Here is a 15,549-nt window from a genome sequence, read left to right on the forward strand (position 1 = left end):
CCCTAGGCGGGCACGCCGACCAGTTCGCGCCGCGCCGCCTCCGCGCGCCGCTCCGCACGCGCCTTCCGCGTCGCGTACACCGTGATCGCCGCCGCGCCGCCGACGGCCACCAGGCCCATGGCGACCGTGCCGCCCCACCCGGCCGCGTGGAAGGCGAGCGCGCCCAGCGCACCGCCCACGCTGCTGCCGATGTAGTACGACGCCTGGTAGAGCGCCGCGGCCTGGGCGCGTCCGGTCTTGGCCGTACGGCTCACCGCCGAGGACGCCGCCGCGTGGCCCGCGAAGAAGCCCGCGGTGATCAGCACCAGACCGGCCAGCACCGCCGGGATCGAGTTCAGCAGGGACAGCAGCAGCCCGGCCGCGGTCGTGGACACCGCCACGTACAGCGCGCCGCGCCGCCCGAGCCGGCCGACCAGCTTGCCGGTGGCCGCCGAGGAGACCGTGCCGACCAGGTAGATCAGGAAGATCGAGCCGATCAGACTCTGCGAGAGCCCGAAGGGCTCGGCCACCAGGCGGTAGCCGATGACCGTGTAGACCCCGCCGAAGACCGTCATGAACAGCGCGCCGATCGCGTACAGCCGGCACAGCAGCGGATCGGAGAGATGCCCGGCGAGGGTGCGGGCCAGCGCCCGCGGGCTCACCGAGGCCGGGGTGAAGTGCCGGGCCTTGGGCAGCAGCGCCCGGAAGGCCGCCGCGCACAGCAGCGCCATCACGCCGACCGCGGCGAGCGCGGCCCGCCAGCCCCAGGCGTCCGCCACCCAGCCGGTGAGGATCCGGCCGCTCATCCCGCCGACGCTGTTACCGGCCACGAACAGCCCGATCGCGCCGACCAGTGCCTTCGGGTGGACTTCCTCCGAGAGGTACGCCATCGCGGAGGCCGGGATCCCGGCCAGCGCCGCGCCCTGGACCGCGCGCAGCCCGATCAGCCAGCCCAGGTTCGGTGCGAAGGGCACCAGCAGGGCGAGGGCGACCGCGACCGTGAGCGAGACGGTCATCATCGCGCGTCGGCCGAACCGCTCGGACAGCGCGCTCAGCGGCACCACCGCGAGCGCCAGGCCGAAGGTGGCCGCGGAGACGCTCCAGCTGGCCTGGTCCGCCTGGACCCGCAGATCGTCGGAGATCGCGGGCAGCAGCGCCTGGGTCGAGTAGAGCAGGGCGAAGGTGGCGAGTCCCGCGGTGAAGAGGGCGAGCCGCATCCGGAGGTAGCCGGGGTGGCCCGGGCTCATCCGCTCGGACGCGGAGGAATTCGGGTTCGGGTTCGAGTTCCGGTTCGGGTTCGGGTCCGAGTTCCGGTTCGAGGACAGCGAGGCGGAGGCGTCCACGCGGTGGTTCCCGGTGGACGCCCTGGTATCAGCAGGAGGCATGGTTCGACCGTACGTATCCACGGTTGATGCGTCCAATGCACGGAATGGTGATAATCGATCCACTGCCGCATGAGTAAAGGTCAGGGTCGTCCGTGTCACGCATCAGTTACGAAAACGACATTCCGGTGACAGCAGATGTCGAGGCGGAGTCCTGGGCCGCCGCGCTCACCCCGCGCCTCGCCCAGTTCGCCGCCGTCGCCCGCCATGAGCATGTGACCCGCGCCGCACAGGAGTTGGGGGTGCCCCAGTCCACGCTCAGCCGGGCGATGGTCCGGCTGGAGGAGGACCTGGGCGTGGCGCTCTTCGCCCGCCGGGGCCGCACGGTGGCGCTCACCCCGGCCGGGCGGACCTTCCTGCGCTCGGTCGAACGGGCCCTCGCCGAGGTCGACCGCGCCGCCGAGTCCGTACGGGCCGACGCCGACCCCGCGGCGGGCCGGGTCTCGTTCGGCTTCCTGCACACGCTGGGGACCGAGACCGTGCCCGGCCTGATCCGGACCTTCCGGGTGGACCATCCGCGGGTGCGCTTCCAGCTGGTCCAGAACTACGGCGAGGCGATGATCGAGCGCATGCGCGCGGGCGGCCTCGACCTGTGCCTGACCTCCCCGGTGCCGGACGCCCCCGATCTGGTCGCCCGCCGCCTGGACGAACAGCGGCTGCGGCTGGTGGTCCCCGACGACCACCGGCTGGCCGGACGCCGCCGGGTCCGGCTCGCCGAGGCCGCCTCGGAGCTGTTCGTCACCCTGGAACCGGGCTACGGGCTGCGGCGCATCACGGACGCGCTGTGCGCCGAGGCGGGCTTCACCCCGAGGATCGCCTTCGAGGGCGAGGAGGCGGAGACCCTCCGCGGCCTGGTCGCCGCCGGTCTCGGCGTGGCCCTCCTGCCGCCCCCGGCGGTGCCCCGCCCCGGAGTGGCCGAGCTGACCGTCACCGCCCCACGCGCCGTCCGCGAGATCGGCGTCGCCTGGCTGGACGGCCACCCCGACACACCCCCGGTGGCGGCCTTCAAGAAGTTCCTGCTGAGCCGCCGGGGCCAGCTGCTGACCTGAGCAGGTCGGAGGAAGTCCGCTCTGGTTCGGCAGCGCCCCGAAGGGGCGCGGGGCTGTGTCGAATGTGCGGCTCCGCCGCGTGGGACCAGCCACGACGGCGCCGCAGACGGCCGACGACGCATCGCGGCACTTCCAGCGGAGCGCTTGGGCCCGATACCGGTGACTTTGCGACCGCGACCGGGGGCGTCCGACGGATGGTGACGCCGGTCCGCGGCGGGCTAGTCCCCTCCCCGCCCCTTCCCTCAACTGGGGCTGAAGCCCCAGACCCCGGGGTCCGGGGGCGAAGCCCCCGCCAGACACCCGGTAGCGGCCGCGGGCGCGTGGGTGGTGGGCCGCCGGGTCAGGCGATGCGGTCCAGGACGATCGGGGTGGTGGTGAATTCCGTGTTCGCGGGGGCGTAGGCGATCGCGCCGTCCAGGGCCTGAAGGGCGTAGGCGAACGCGGAGGGGGTGTCGGTGTGGAGGGTCAGGAGGGGCTGGCCGGTGGTGACGTGGTCGCCCGGTTTGGCGTGGAGCTCCACGCCCGCGCCCGCCTGTACCGGGTCCTCCTTGCGGGCGCGGCCCGCGCCCAGGCGCCAGGCGGCGAGGCCCACCGCGTAGGCGTCGAGGCGGGTGAGCACGCCGGTCGACTCGGCGCGGAGGACGTGCTGTTCGCGGGCCACCGGGAGCGGGGCGTCCGGGTCGCCGCCCTGGGCGGCGATCATGCGGCGCCAGTGGTCCATCGCGGTGCCGTCGGCCAGGGCCTTGGTGGGGTCGGCGTCCTTCAGGCCCGCCGCGTCCAGCATCTCGCGGGCCAGGGCGAGGGTGAGCTCGACGACGTCGGCCGGGCCGCCGCCCGCCAGGACCTCCACGGACTCGCGGACCTCGAGCGCGTTGCCCGCCGTCCGGCCGAGCGGGGTGGACATGTCGGTGAGCAGGGCGGTCGTACGGACGCCGTGGTCATTGCCGAGGCCGACCATCGTGCCGGCCAGCTCGCGCGCGGAGTCGATGTCCTTCATGAAGGCGCCGGAGCCCACCTTGACGTCCAGGACCAGGGAGCCGGTGCCCTCGGCGATCTTCTTGGACATGATCGAGGAGGCGATGAGCGGGATCGACTCGACCGTGCCGGTGACATCGCGCAGCGCGTACAGCTTCTTGTCGGCCCGGGCCAGCCCCTCGCCCGCCGCGCAGATGACCGAGCCGACGTCGCGGAGGACGGCCAGCATGTCGCCGCCTGACAGCTGGGCGCGCCAGCCGGGGATGGACTCCAGCTTGTCCAGGGTGCCGCCGGTGTGGCCCAGGCCGCGGCCGGAGAGCTGCGGTACGGCGGCTCCGCAGGCGGCCACGAGCGGGGCGAGCGGCAGGGTGATCTTGTCGCCGACGCCGCCGGTGGAGTGCTTGTCGGCGGTCGGGCGCGGCAGGGAGGAGAAGTCCATCCGCTCACCGGACGCGATCATCGCGGCGGTCCAGCGGGCGATCTCGGCCCGGTCCATGCCGTTGAGGAAGATCGCCATCGCGAGGGCGGACATCTGCTCGTCCGCCACCTCGCCGCGCGTGTAGGCGTCGATGATCCAGTCGATCTGGGCGTCGGTGAGGCGGGTGCCGTCGCGCTTGGCGCGGATGACGGAGATGGCGTCCATGGGGGCTGTACGGGGCCTTTCGTGTTCGGGGGGGCCGACCGGGCGGGCCGATTCAGGGGCCCGACCGGGCGGGCCGAGGCGGCGCGGGGCGTCAGCCGTGGGCCGCGGCGCGGCGGAGGTCGGCGGGGCCGAAGGCGTCCGGGAGGAGTTCGGCGAGCGGGCGGATGCCCGTGGCGGTGTCCACCTGGAGCTCCGGGCCGCCGTGCTCCCACAGCAGCTGACGGCAGCGGCCGCAGGGCATCAGCACGGTGCCCTCGCGGTCGCAGCAGGTGAAGGCGGTGAGGCGGCCGCCGCCGGAGGCGACGAGGGAGGAGACCAGCCCGCATTCGGCGCACAGCGCGACGCCGTACGCGGCGTTCTCCACATTGCAGCCGCTGACCGTGCGGCCGTCGTCGACGAGCGCCGCGGCGCCCACCGGGAAGCCGGAGTAGGGGGCGTAGGCCCGGGACATGGCGTCCCGGGCCTGTACCCGCAAGCCCTCCCAGTCGGGGGCCGCGGCGGCGGAAGTGGTCATGTGCCCTGTCCCTTCCGGTAGGGCCTGTTGTTCGCCTTGGGCATCCGCAGCCGCTGTGAGGCGAGCCCCATGACCAGCAGGGTCACGATGTACGGCGTGGCGCTGACCAGGTCGTTGGGGACCGTGTCGGTCAGGGCGTACCACAGCAGCAGCGCGACGGCCGCGGCGCCGGACACCGCGCCCGCGACATAACTCTTGCGGACAATACGCCAGGCCGCCAGCGCGGCGAGGCCGAGCGCGACGAGGAGCAGCAGGGCGTGCACGGTGGCCCCGCCGTTGCGCAGCTGCAGCGCGTCGGAGTAGCCGAAGAGACCGGCGCCCATCGCGAGCCCGCCCGGCCGCCAGTTGCCGAAGAGCATGGCGGCGAGGCCGATGTAACCGCGGCCGCCGGTCTGGCCCTCGTTGTAGATGTGCGAGCGGACGAGGGCGAGGAAGACGCCGCCGAGCCCGGCGAGCGCGCCGGAGATCACCACGGCCGCGTACTTGTAGAGGTAGACGTTGACTCCGAGGGACTCGGCCGCCGTCGGGTTCTCACCGCAGGACCGCAGCCGCAGCCCGAACGAGGTCCGCCACAGGGCGAAGAAGCTGCCCACGACCAGCAGGACGGAGACGACGGTGAGGGCCGAGATGTCGGTGACCAGGCCGCCGAGGATGCCCGCGACGTCCGAGACCAGGAACCAGTGGTGGTTCTCCAGGTCGGCGAGCCAGTCGGACAGTCCGGGGACGGTGAACGACTGGATGGGGTCGACCTGCGGGGAGTTCTTCGGGGAGCCGCCGATGTCGGCCAGCGGCTCGAACCAGCGCTTGGCCAGATAGGTGGTGGCGCCGAGGGCGAGGATGTTCATCGCCACACCGGAGATGATGTGGTCCACCCCGAAGGTGACGGTGGCCACCGCGTGCACCAGACCGCCCACCGCGCCGCCGAGGACGCCCGCGAGCACCCCCACCCAGGGGTTGGTCTGGTAGCCGGCCCAGGCGCCGAAGAAGGTGCCGAGGATCATCATGCCCTCGAGGCCGATGTTGACCACACCGGCCCGCTCGGACCACAGCCCGCCGAGGCCCGCGAGGCCGATCGGCACGGCCATGGAGAGCGCGGCGCCGATCTGCCCGGAGGAGGTGACGCGGTCGAAGTCCGCCTGCTGGGCGGCGTCGACGAGCGTCCGCAGCACCGACAGCGCGATCAGCGCGCCGGCGACGATCAGCAGCACCTTGCCCAGGGACATCCGGGAGGCGGGCCCGTTCCCCTTGCCCGGCGTGCTCGTGCTCTTGGTGGTGGTCACCGTGGCACTCATGCCGGCACCTCCGTCTCCTGCTTGTCCGTACCCTTGTCGGCCTTGGCCTGGGCGGCGAGCTCCGCGCCCACCCTCTGCTGCTGGCGCTTGAGCCCGTAGCGGCGCACCAGTTCGTACGCGATGACGACGCACAGGACGATCACGCCCTGCATCACGCCGACGATCTCCTTGTCGTAGCCCTCGAACTCCAGGCGGTTGGCGCCGCGCTCGAGGAAGCCCCACAGCACGGCGGCCAGGCCGATGCCGACCGGGTTGTTGCGGCCGAGCAGCGCGATGGCGATACCGGTGAAGCCGACGCCGGTGGGGAAGTCGGAGGTGAACTGGTACGTGTCGTTGAGCAGGGTCGGCATGCCGATCAGACCGGCCATCGCGCCCGAGAGCAGCATGCTGGTGAGCACCATGCGCTTGACGTTGACGCCGCTGGCCTGGGCGGCGGACTCGGAGCGGCCCACCGCGCGCAGGTCGAAGCCGAACCGGGTGCGGCCGAGCAGGAACCAGAAGCCGACGCCCGCGAGCGCCGCGACGACGATGAAGCCCCAGATGGGGTCGAGGTCGCCGCCCGCCGGGATGGTGAAGAAGTGGCTGGAGGACGGCAGCGGGTCGGTGGCCACGATGTTGGTCTGCTTGTCCAGGTCGGCCAGCCGCCCGTCCACCAGCAGATAGCTGATGACGATGCCCGAGAGGGAGTTCAGCATGATGGTGCTGATCACCTCGCTGACGCCCCGGTAGACCTTCAGCAGACCGGCGATGGACGCCCACATGGCGCCGACGAGCATGGCGACCAGCAGGATCAGCGGGATCTGCACCAGCCCGGGCAGCTTCAGCGCCCCGCCGACGACGGCGGCGAAGAAGGCGGCGAGCCGGTACTGGCCGTCGACGCCGATGTTGAAGAGGTTCATCCGGAAGCCGATGGCCACCGCGAGCCCCGCCAGGTAGTACGTGGTCGCCTTGTTGAGGATGTAGACCTGGCTGTCGGCCTTCACGCCGTAGTCGAACATGATGCCGAAGGCGTTGAACGGCTGCTTGCCGGTCGCCAGCAGCACCAGCGCGGTCAGCACGAACGCGGCGGCGAGCGCCAGCACCGGGGCCGCGACCGCGAGCAGCACCCGCTCCTTGTCCAGCTTCTTCATCGGTCCTCTCCCCCGGTCGCGGCCTCGGTCCCGGCATCGGTCGCGGTTCCGGCCTCGGTACCAGAGGCGGCCCCGGCCGCAGCCCCGGTCGCGGCCTCGGTCCCGTCGTCCGCCGGGCCCTCCAGATGGCCGGAGGCGGCGCCGGTCATGGCCGAGCCCAGCTCCTCCGGGGTGATCGTGGCGGGGTCGGCGTCGGCGACCAGCCGGCCGCGGTACATCACCCGCAGGGTGTCGGACAGGCCGATCAGCTCGTCCAGGTCGGCCGAGATCAGCAGCACGGCCAGGCCGTCCCGGCGCGCGGCGCGGATCTGGTCCCAGATCTGCGCCTGGGCGCCCACGTCCACACCCCGGGTGGGGTGCGCGGCGATCAGCAGCTTGGGGTGGTGGCTCATCTCCCGGCCGACGATCAGCTTCTGCTGGTTGCCGCCCGACAGCGAGGCCGCGGTGACCTCGATCCCCGGCGTACGCACGTCGTACTCGGCGACGATCCGCTCGGTGTCGCGCCGGGCGGCGGCCGGGTTGAGCAGTCCGGCCCTGCTGTTGGGCTCCTCGGTGACATGGCCGAGGATGCGGTTCTCCCACAGCGGCGCCTCCAGCAGCAGTCCGTGCCGGTGGCGGTCCTCGGGGATGTAGCCGATGCCGTCCTCGCGCCGCTTGCGGGTGGGCGCGTGGGAGATGTCGGCGCCGTCGAGGGTGATGGTGCCGGCGTCGGGGTCGCGCATGCCCATGATGGCCTCGACGAGTTCGGCCTGGCCGTTGCCCTCCACACCGGCGATGCCGAGGACTTCGCCCTTGCGGATGCGGAAGTCGATGTCGTCGAGCACGGCCCGCTCCACCCCGTCCACATCGGTGGCGGTCAGCCGCAGCGCGTCCACGACGAGCATGTCGGTGTCGGTGACGGTGGATTCGCGGGTCTCGGGCGAGGGCAGCTCGCTGCCGACCATCAGCTCGGCCAGCTGCCGGGGGTTGGTCTCGGACGGCACGACGGAGGCGACCGTGGTGCCGCGCCGGATGACGGTGATGTCATCGGCCACGGACAGCACCTCGCCCAGCTTGTGCGAGATGAACAGCACCGTCAGGCCCTCGGACTTGAGCTCGCGGAGGTTGTCGAAGAGCGCGTCGACCTCCTGCGGGACGAGCACGGCGGTCGGCTCGTCGAGGATCAGCGTCCGGGCGCCCCGGTAGAGGACCTTGAGGATCTCCACGCGCTGACGGTCCGCCACGCCCAGGTCCTCGACGAGGACATCGGGACGGACGCCAAGACCGTAGGCGTCGGAGATCTCCTTGATCCGGGCCCGCGCCTTGCCGGCGATGCCGTACAGCTTCTCGGCGCCGAGGACCACGTTCTCCAGCACGGTGAAGTTGTCGGCGAGCATGAAGTGCTGGTGCACCATGCCCACACCGCGGGATATGGCGTCCGCCGGGGAGTGCAGTTCCACCGTCTCGCCGTCGATCGCGATGCTGCCCTCGTCCGGGCGCTGCATCCCGTAGAGGATCTTCATCAGGGTCGACTTGCCCGCGCCGTTCTCGCCCACGAGGGCGTGCACGGTGCCGCGGCGCACGGTGATGTCGATGTCGTGGTTGGCGACGACTCCGGGGAACCGCTTGGTGATTCCGTGGAGTTCTACGGCGACGTCGGTGACGGCACCGGCGGGAGCGCCCTTGGGTGGGCTGGCGGCTTTGATGGCGCACTCCTGAGGGGCGGAGGGGGGTGGGGCTGGCCGGGGGCCGGACCGGCCGGGGTACGCCACGGACCCGGGCGGACCCGGGGCGGACGCCCGGGGGTCTCGTCGCGGGTCCGTGGCGCTGGGCTTCAGTCCTTGTAGGTGTCCTGGACCTTGATCTGACCGTCGATGATCTTCTTCTTGGCCGCCTCGATCTTCGGCTTGATGTCGTTGATGAAGCCGCCGGAGTAGGAGAGGGAGACGCCGCCGCGCTTGAGGTCGTAAGACTGGACGCCGCTCTCGGGCTTCTTGTCCTTCACGACGCTCTTGATGAAGTCGTAGACCGAGCCGTCCACGGTCTTGACCATGGAGGTCAGGATCGAGTTCTTGTACTGGGCCAGGCCCTTGTCGTAGTACTGGTCGCCGTCGACGCCGATCGACCAGGTGCCCTTCTTCCCGGCGGTCGCCTCGATGGCGCCCGCGCCGGAGCCGCCCGCCGCGGAGAAGATCACGTCGACCTTGTTGGAGAGCATGCCCTCGGCGATGTCCTTGCCGCGGTCCGGCATGCCGAAGCCCTTGGGCGAACCGACCTGCACCCACTGGACGTCCAGGGACGCCTTGGGGTTGGTGTCCTTCAGGCCCTGCTGGAAGCCGCCCGCGAACTTCTTGATCAGCGCGCTGTCGGTGCCGCCGATGAAGCCGACCTTGTTGGACTTGGTCTTCAGCCCCGCCGCCACGCCGGCGAGGTAGGAGCCCTCGTGCTCGGCGGAGACCAGGCTGGCCACGTTCTTGGCGTCGACGACCGAGTCGACGATGGCGAAGTCGGTGTCCTTGTACTTCTTGGCGGCCTTGGTGAGCGAGGGGGTCCACGCGTAGCCGACGCCTATGACGGGGTTGTAGCCCGCCTCGGCGAGGCTCGCCAGCTTGTCGTAGCGGTCGGCGTCCGTGTCGCCGTCCTTCGCCGTCAGCTCCTTGCCCTTGACGTCGAAGTCCTTCAGGGCCTTGTCGTAGCCCTTGGCGGCGGAGTCGTTGAAGGAGTGGTCGCCGCGGCCGCCCACGTCGTAGGCCAGGCCGACACCGGCGTCCTTGCTTCCCTCTTCGGAACTGCTGCCACACGCGGTGACGGAGAATGCGAGAGCCGCGGTGGCAATGCCCGCGACAGCTATCGTGGATACCCGGCGCACGAGGGTTCCCCTCTGATGATCTCGAAGCGCCCCTTGCGGCGCTGGCTCCGCCGCATCGTAACGCGCGTAGATGCCAGATAAAGGCCCCCTCGGAAGCCGTTATCGGATCGTCGCGAACCTCTCGTTACCGCCAGGTCTACGGACTGTTGCGAGCAGGTGAATCCGACCCGGCGGATGAGGCACCGGGAGCGAAGCGGCGTGCGTCGCGCAGGAGGGTGCCGACGACGCGGTCGACGAACGTGGTGAGTTCCCGCGCGTCGTGCCGTTCGAAGGTGGAGCTCCACAGGACGAAACGGCCGAAGAGGGCGGACCACAGGACCATCGCGGTCTGTTCGGCGCCGTCCGGCCATCGCAGCCCCTCCTCCTTCTCGCAGGCGCGGACGGCGTCGAGCCACTGCTCCCACATCAGACGGGCCGGGTGGGCCTGGCCCGGCTCGCCGAAGCTCGACGCGTTGTGGCCGAACATCATGCGCACGACACCGCGCTCCGCACGGGCGAAGCCGTAGAAGGCGTTGGCCTGGGCCCGCAGGCGTCCGGGGGCGTCGGCGCCGTTCGCCGCCGCCTCGGCGTCCGCGTCGCGCATGGCCGCGACCGCGCGCTGGTAGCCGTCCTCGGCGACGGCGCGGGCGAGTTGGTCCTTGTCGGCGAAGTGCAGATACATGCTCTGGGCGGCGATGCCGACTTCACGGGCGACCTCCCGCAAGGAGATCGGCAGGGCGTTGTCGGTGAGCTTCTGGTCGAGGAGCCGTGCGACGGCGGCCAGGATCTCCGCGCGAAGCCGCTCTCCCTGGCCGCGGGGATTGCGGCGGCGTGCGATGCCGACGGCGCTCCCGGTGTCGTCGTTCATGGTCCTCATTCTGCGACACCTCGATGCCGGACGGTTTCCCGGTCGTCCCGGGCGGGGCCGGGTCGGGCCGGGTCGGGGCGGGACGAGTCGGTCCGGGACGGGACGGGTCCGGGTCGAGACGGTCCGGCCCGGGACGGTCCGGACCAGTCCAGTCCGGGACGGGACGGTCCGGTCCGGTCCGGGCCGGGCCACCGTCCGGGCGTCTCCCGCACGACCCGCTCACCTCGGCTCGGATGCGGCCAGGCGGGGCAGCATGCCCAGCACGGTGGCCGTGGTCGTACCCGCGTCGACGGGGATGACGGTGCCGGTGATCCAGCGCGATTCCGCGCCGGCGAGGAAGAGGACGGCCCAGGCCAGGTCCCAGGCGGTGCCCTCGACACCGAGCAGGTTGGCCGCGCGGCGTATCCACCGCCCCTCTTCCCCGCCGTGATCGCCGATGGGGGTGTGCAGATGGCCGGGGACGAGGCAGTTGACGCGGATGTTGTCCGGCCCCCAGGCGTAGGCCAGATCGATGGTCAGGGACTGGAGCGCGCCCTTGCTGGCGCCGTACGCGCCGCTGCCGAAGCCGCGCAGCGCCGCGATGGAGGAAATGTTGACGATGGAGCCGCTACCACTGCGCACGAGGTGCGGGTGAGCGGCGCGGGCGACCTGCATGGCCGCGGTCACGTTGAGGGCGAAGACCCGGTCCCAGCCCGCGCGGGTGGTGGCCGCGAGGCCGCCCTCGTCGGCGATGCCCGCGTTGTTGACGACCGCGTCGAGCCGCCCCGCCCGCGCGGCGAAGCCGTCCACCGCCGCCCGTGCCGCGTCCTCGTCGGTGATGTCCGCGGTGAGCGGGATGGCCCGTCCGCCGCTGCTCTCGATGCGCTCGCCGGTGTGTGCCGCGCGATCCCCGTCGATGTCGAGGATGCCGACGGTGGCGCCCTGAGCGGCCAGCAGCATGGCCGTGGCCGCTCCGGTGCCCAGGAAATCGCCCGCGCTTCCGGCACCGGTCACCAGTGCCGCCCTTCCCGCCATGCGGGTGCCCCGGCCGTCGGCGTAGCCGCCGACCGGGAAGGTCCGGGTCTCGGTCATGACGCCGTCACCAGGTGACCGGGAGGGAGGTGAGTCCGTAGACGATCGAGTTCTTCTTGAAGTCCAACTGGTCCTTCGCCGCGGCGAGTCGTAGGTCGGGGATCCGCTCGAACAGCCGTGGCCAGGCGACCTGCATCTCCACCCGGGCCAGGTTCTGGCCCAGGCACTGGTGCGAACCGAAACCGAAGGCCACGTGGTTGCGCGCGTTGCGCCCGATGTCGAGCGTGTCCGCGGGGCATTCGCCCTCGCCGGCGCCGAAGACCCGCGGGTCGCGGTTCCCGGCGATCAGCGAGACGATGACGCCCTCACCCTTGCGTATGAGGTGCCCGCCGATCTCGACGTCCTCCAGGGCCACGCGCCGCGGGTCGGTGGAGACGATGCTCCAGTAGCGCAGCATCTCCTCGGCGGCGCTCGGGGCCAGCTCCGGACGCTCCCGCAACCGGTCGCGCTGGTCGGGGTTGAGCAGCAGCGCCACGGTGCCCAGGCCGAGCATGTTGGCCGTCGTCTCGTGCCCGGCGCCGACCAGGATTCCCACCAGGACGGGCAGCATCTCGGGGGCGAAGCCGTCCGGGCCGGTGTGGTCGGCCAGCAGTCGGCTGATCATGTCGTCGGCCGGCTCGCGTCGCTTGCGCTCCACGAGGGCCGAGTAGTACGCGAATGCCTCGCGCTGGAGCCGGGCGCGCTCCTCGTGGCCGACGCCCAGGTCCGTACCCGCGTTGGCGTGCCGCTGGAAGAGATCGTGGTCCTCGTAGGGGACGCCCAGGATGAGGCAGATGGCACGGGACGGCAGCGGCAGTGCGAAGTCCTGGATGAAGTCCACGGGGCCGCCCTTGGCGAGCATCCCGTCGATCAGCTCGTCCGTGATCTCCAGCAGCTTTTCGCGCATCGCCCGGGTGCGCTTGACACTGAACTCCTTGGTGAGCATCTGCCGCAGCCGCGCGTGCTCGGGGTCGTCCAGGCGCAGGAACAGTCCGCCCTCGTGCTCGGGCTGGTTGGAGTGGACCAGCGGGAAGTCGGGGTTGCGGACATCGGCGCTGAGGGCCGGGTGGGCGAGAACGGCCCGGATGTCCGCGTGCCGGGTGGCCAGCCAGTGCCGGGAACCGTCCCAGATGGTGACCTGGTGCAACCCTCCGGCCTCCCGGAACTCGGTGTGCCGCGGCGGCGCGCTGAACGGGCAGCTGCGCGGGGCCGGGAAGAACGGCGCGTCCGCCGTGCCGGCGGCCTCGGGCGTGGTGGTGGTCATATCGCCTTCCTCGATCAGAGCGGTCCGTGCGGGTTCCGGGCGCTCGCGCAGATGACCTTACAGATGTCACCTGACGATTGTCAGTTGGTTCTGGGCGTGGGATGCGGCAGCTAGGACATGAGGGTGGGCTCGGACACGCGAAAGCCCCGTCCGCGCGCCACGGCGGTCGCGCACGGACGGGGCCGGGGTCGGTCCGAACGCTCAGTCGAGGGGTGCGTCAGGCGAGCGGAGCCAGAGCCGCTGTCCGCCGGGGGAGACGGTCAACCCGAAGTCGCCGGAGTCCGGGCTGCCGTCGTTCACGTACGCCTCGTGCACGGCGGTGACCTCCTCCCACAGCTGACGTGGGCCGTAACTCCACACCTCCTCCTGGGTGACCGTGGCCGCCGACCCCTTTCGATCGTGGAGCCAGATCTGGTACCTGCCGTCCGGTGCTCCGTCGACCATGACCACACCCGGCAGCTTCGCACCCGCGTAAAGGGCGAAACCGAGGCCCGCCATGGTGCCGGCGGGAAACGCGCCGGTGCGGCCGCGCCGCCCGGTTCCGCTGTCCACCGGGACGTCCGGGCCAGGGCGCTCCGAGCGCATCGGCATGAACCGGGCACCGCCCACGAACCGGCCGGAGGCCACCCCATCGCCGCCCACGTCGAGCCGCACCAGCACCCCGGACCAGAAGTCCCCCGCCAGCGGGGCGAGGATGAGCCCGCCCGGCTCGGTCTGCCGTACCCATGCGTAGGGGATGCGGCGCACCGAACAGGTCGCGATGATCCGGTCGTACGGCGCCCCGGACTCCCACCCCCGTGCGCCGTCGCCCCAGACCACATCGGGGCTGTACCCGGCCTCCTCGATAACCTTCGCGGCCTTCTCCGCCAGCACCGGATCCACCTCGACGGTGGTGACGTTCCCGCTCCCCAGGCGCGCGGCGAGCAGCGCGGCGTTCCAGCCGCTGCCGGTGCCGATCTCCAACACGCGCTGCCCGTCCGCGACCTCCAGCGCGGTGAGCATGCGCGCCACCATCGTGGGCATGGAGTTGGACGAGGTCGCGATGGACGGGCCGTCCCTTAGCCCGTCGTCCACCTGCGTCACGATCGGCACATCCCGGTAGACGAGGTCCCACCAGGCCGCGTCCGTCGTCACGGGAACGCAGGTGGCCCGCTGCTCCCAGATCTCGCCGGGGATGAAGTGGTGGCGCGGGACGGCGTCGAAGGCCGGGCGCCAGGCGTCCGGCAGCTCGCCGGACGCGGCGAGGGCTTCCAGCAACGCCGCGTGACGCGGTCGCCAGTCCTCGGCCATGGGCCCTCACTTCTCCCTCGGGGGCGGCGTGCCGTCCGGCGGGGGCGGCGGCGGGGGCGTCCACGGCTTGATCGGGGCGGGATCGCCCTTGTGCTTGTTCTCGACGGTCACGGTTGCACCTCCTGAGTACGGGCGCTTGGGCGCCTGCGTAAAGGTCCGCTCCGGCCGGTCCGTCCTCACCGATAAGGGGGGCGGCCGGGGCGGGGGGTTTCTCATGTGGGAACTCCGGCCCACAGTCCCCAGGTCGGGGCCGGAGTCTCTGCCCTGCGGGCGGCGGCCGTGTCTGGCCGCACCGACCGCAGGTTGCCGGGGAGGGTGGGCCGCTGGCGCCGTCGTCCGGTACGGGGGCCCGGAACACCAGCGACCCACCCGGTCTATGGGTCCGGGGCGCCTGCGACGCAGAGGGCGACGGGGAGCACCAGCAGCGCGGGGACCGCGCAGAGCCTCATGGAGCCTCTTCCGCTCGGGCCTGCCGCATGGCCCCCTCGTAGGCGCGGAGCAGCCGCTCCCCGGTCTCGCACCCGGCGCCGGGCGTCCGGCAGGTCAGGCAGCCCGCGGCGTGTTCGATGGCCGCGCGCCACGCCTCGTCGACGAACGGGTCCTTGGCCTGCTCGGCGGTCTGCTCGGCGGCCGTCATCGGACCCTGCCGCGGTCGAGGGCACGGCGCCTTGCGGCGGCCTGGGCGACGGCGTCGCGCGGGTGGTCCCGGGCGTGAGAGGGGCAGGCGTAGATGGTCGCGCTGGCGACGCTGCCGCTGTGCTCGATGGCGATGATGACCGGCTCGTCGGTGGGCAGTTGGCAGCGATAGCAGGTCTGGCGGCCCTGCGGGACCGGGCCCAGCTCGGCCCGGTCGGCCTCGGCCAGCGCTCCCCATAGCTTGACGGCGTCGGTGAGGTAGTGCTCGGCCGAGAGCGGCACACGCCAGTGGATGCCGGGACCCTCCGTCCTGGAAATAGGCGGTACGCCCAGGTAGGTGCGCTCATCCGTCAGCTCGGTGAGGACGCGAACCTGCCTCAGGTGCCAGCTCGTAGCGGAGCCCACGGCGACGAGCCAGTAGAGGGGGCCGTGCTTGTCCTGGATGACGGCGCCGGTCTCGTCGCCGAGCAGTTCGAGGGCGCGTTCCCCGACGGTCGGGGCGGCTCTGACGGCATCCCACCATGTGCCCACCGGTAACGCCTCGGCGTCCTCGGTGTTCGGCGGTGTCCACGGCAGGGGTCTGGTCGTCATGGTCGGCTCCGTGCACGTTCTGTGTCCTTACCGTCACATCGTGTCGACCTGACAGAGCG

Annotated in this window: 14 protein-coding genes; 1 reads left to right on the forward strand and 13 read right to left on the reverse strand. The window is 71.9% G+C overall.

The features are described 5' to 3' along the window. Positions 1-2: 2 nt before the first annotated feature. Positions 3-1,364: an MFS transporter gene (locus IEJ02_RS41955; RefSeq protein WP_191069582.1), complete on the reverse strand. Its 1,362-nt coding sequence runs from the start codon at positions 1,362-1,364 to the stop codon at positions 3-5. Between the two features lie 92 nt (positions 1,365-1,456). Here IEJ02_RS41955 and IEJ02_RS41960 point away from each other — a divergent pair, with 92 nt between their 5' ends. Beyond that, the gene (locus IEJ02_RS41960) at positions 1,457-2,410 is read left to right on the forward strand and encodes a LysR family transcriptional regulator (RefSeq protein ID WP_191069583.1); all 954 of its coding nucleotides are present in this window, start codon (positions 1,457-1,459) and stop codon (positions 2,408-2,410) included. Positions 2,411-2,750: 340 nt separating this feature from the next. On the opposite strand, the gene IEJ02_RS41965 is transcribed toward IEJ02_RS41960, so the two are convergent. The 12 genes from IEJ02_RS41965 to IEJ02_RS42020 all read right to left on the reverse strand — a co-directional run bounded on the left by IEJ02_RS41965 (position 2,751) and on the right by IEJ02_RS42020 (position 15,490). Continuing rightward, on the reverse strand, positions 2,751-4,028 hold the full coding sequence (locus IEJ02_RS41965) for a thymidine phosphorylase (RefSeq protein ID WP_191069584.1): 1,278 nt from the start codon (positions 4,026-4,028) through the stop codon (positions 2,751-2,753). Between the two features lie 91 nt (positions 4,029-4,119). Next, positions 4,120-4,542 carry a cytidine deaminase gene (locus IEJ02_RS41970; RefSeq protein WP_191069585.1) on the reverse strand — a complete coding sequence of 141 codons (423 nt, stop codon included), beginning with the start codon at positions 4,540-4,542 and terminating at the stop codon, positions 4,120-4,122. Further along, positions 4,539-5,834, reverse strand: coding sequence for an ABC transporter permease (locus IEJ02_RS41975; protein WP_137978325.1), 1,296 nt, complete (start codon positions 5,832-5,834; stop codon positions 4,539-4,541). Before IEJ02_RS41975 ends, IEJ02_RS41970 begins: the two co-directional genes overlap by 4 nt. Further along, positions 5,831-6,964 (reverse strand): ABC transporter permease, encoded by a 1,134-nt coding sequence (locus IEJ02_RS41980; protein ID WP_137978326.1) that lies wholly within the window; start codon positions 6,962-6,964, stop codon positions 5,831-5,833. Before IEJ02_RS41980 ends, IEJ02_RS41975 begins: the two co-directional genes overlap by 4 nt. Next, a complete protein-coding gene (locus IEJ02_RS41985) occupies positions 6,961-8,649 on the reverse strand; it encodes an ABC transporter ATP-binding protein (RefSeq protein ID WP_191069609.1) in 1,689 nt (562 codons plus the stop codon). The genes IEJ02_RS41980 and IEJ02_RS41985 overlap by 4 nt, the downstream gene beginning before the upstream one ends. Before the next feature lie 128 nt (positions 8,650-8,777). Continuing rightward, positions 8,778-9,812, reverse strand: coding sequence for a BMP family lipoprotein (locus IEJ02_RS41990; protein ID WP_191069586.1), 1,035 nt, complete (start codon positions 9,810-9,812; stop codon positions 8,778-8,780). Between the two features lie 136 nt (positions 9,813-9,948). Continuing rightward, positions 9,949-10,659, reverse strand: a complete 711-nt coding sequence (locus tag IEJ02_RS41995; protein ID WP_223865340.1) for a TetR/AcrR family transcriptional regulator — start codon at positions 10,657-10,659, stop codon at positions 9,949-9,951. A gap of 219 nt (positions 10,660-10,878) precedes the next feature. Further along, entirely contained in the window at positions 10,879-11,730 is an 852-nt protein-coding gene (locus tag IEJ02_RS42000; protein ID WP_191069588.1) for an SDR family NAD(P)-dependent oxidoreductase, read from the reverse strand. 7 nt (positions 11,731-11,737) lie between these two features. Continuing rightward, on the reverse strand, positions 11,738-12,973 hold the full coding sequence (locus tag IEJ02_RS42005; RefSeq protein ID WP_191069589.1) for a cytochrome P450: 1,236 nt from the start codon (positions 12,971-12,973) through the stop codon (positions 11,738-11,740). A 201-nt stretch (positions 12,974-13,174) separates the two neighbouring features. After that, positions 13,175-14,263 (reverse strand): methyltransferase domain-containing protein, encoded by a 1,089-nt coding sequence (locus IEJ02_RS42010; protein WP_191069590.1) that lies wholly within the window; start codon positions 14,261-14,263, stop codon positions 13,175-13,177. Between the two features lie 445 nt (positions 14,264-14,708). Further along, positions 14,709-14,900 (reverse strand): hypothetical protein, encoded by a 192-nt coding sequence (locus IEJ02_RS42015; RefSeq protein WP_191069591.1) that lies wholly within the window; start codon positions 14,898-14,900, stop codon positions 14,709-14,711. Then, on the reverse strand, positions 14,897-15,490 hold the full coding sequence (locus IEJ02_RS42020) for a hypothetical protein (RefSeq protein ID WP_191069592.1): 594 nt from the start codon (positions 15,488-15,490) through the stop codon (positions 14,897-14,899). The genes IEJ02_RS42015 and IEJ02_RS42020 overlap by 4 nt, the downstream gene beginning before the upstream one ends. Between the last annotated feature and the right edge of the window lie 59 nt (positions 15,491-15,549).

It is taken from the genome of Streptomyces sp. 5-10, assembly GCF_014712245.1.
In the GTDB taxonomy this organism is placed as follows: domain Bacteria; phylum Actinomycetota; class Actinomycetes; order Streptomycetales; family Streptomycetaceae; genus Streptomyces; species Streptomyces violaceusniger.

Excerpts from the sequence above, each read along its gene's own strand:
- IEJ02_RS41955 (WP_191069582.1), bottom strand. The coding sequence starts at position 1,364 with ATGCCTCCTGCTGATACCAGGGCGTCCACCGGGAACCACCGCGTGGAC.
- IEJ02_RS41965 (WP_191069584.1), bottom strand. The coding sequence starts at position 4,028 with ATGGACGCCATCTCCGTCATCCGCGCCAAGCGCGACGGCACCCGCCTC.
- IEJ02_RS41970 (WP_191069585.1), bottom strand. The coding sequence starts at position 4,542 with ATGACCACTTCCGCCGCCGCGGCCCCCGACTGGGAGGGCTTGCGGGTA.
- IEJ02_RS41975 (WP_137978325.1), bottom strand. The coding sequence starts at position 5,834 with ATGAGTGCCACGGTGACCACCACCAAGAGCACGAGCACGCCGGGCAAG.
- IEJ02_RS41980 (WP_137978326.1), bottom strand. The coding sequence starts at position 6,964 with ATGAAGAAGCTGGACAAGGAGCGGGTGCTGCTCGCGGTCGCGGCCCCG.
- IEJ02_RS41995 (WP_223865340.1), bottom strand. The coding sequence starts at position 10,659 with ATGAACGACGACACCGGGAGCGCCGTCGGCATCGCACGCCGCCGCAAT.
- IEJ02_RS42000 (WP_191069588.1), bottom strand. The coding sequence starts at position 11,730 with ATGACCGAGACCCGGACCTTCCCGGTCGGCGGCTACGCCGACGGCCGG.
- IEJ02_RS42005 (WP_191069589.1), bottom strand. The coding sequence starts at position 12,973 with ATGACCACCACCACGCCCGAGGCCGCCGGCACGGCGGACGCGCCGTTC.
- IEJ02_RS42010 (WP_191069590.1), bottom strand. The coding sequence starts at position 14,263 with ATGGCCGAGGACTGGCGACCGCGTCACGCGGCGTTGCTGGAAGCCCTC.
- IEJ02_RS42015 (WP_191069591.1), bottom strand. The coding sequence starts at position 14,900 with ATGACGGCCGCCGAGCAGACCGCCGAGCAGGCCAAGGACCCGTTCGTC.
- IEJ02_RS42020 (WP_191069592.1), bottom strand. The coding sequence starts at position 15,490 with ATGACGACCAGACCCCTGCCGTGGACACCGCCGAACACCGAGGACGCC.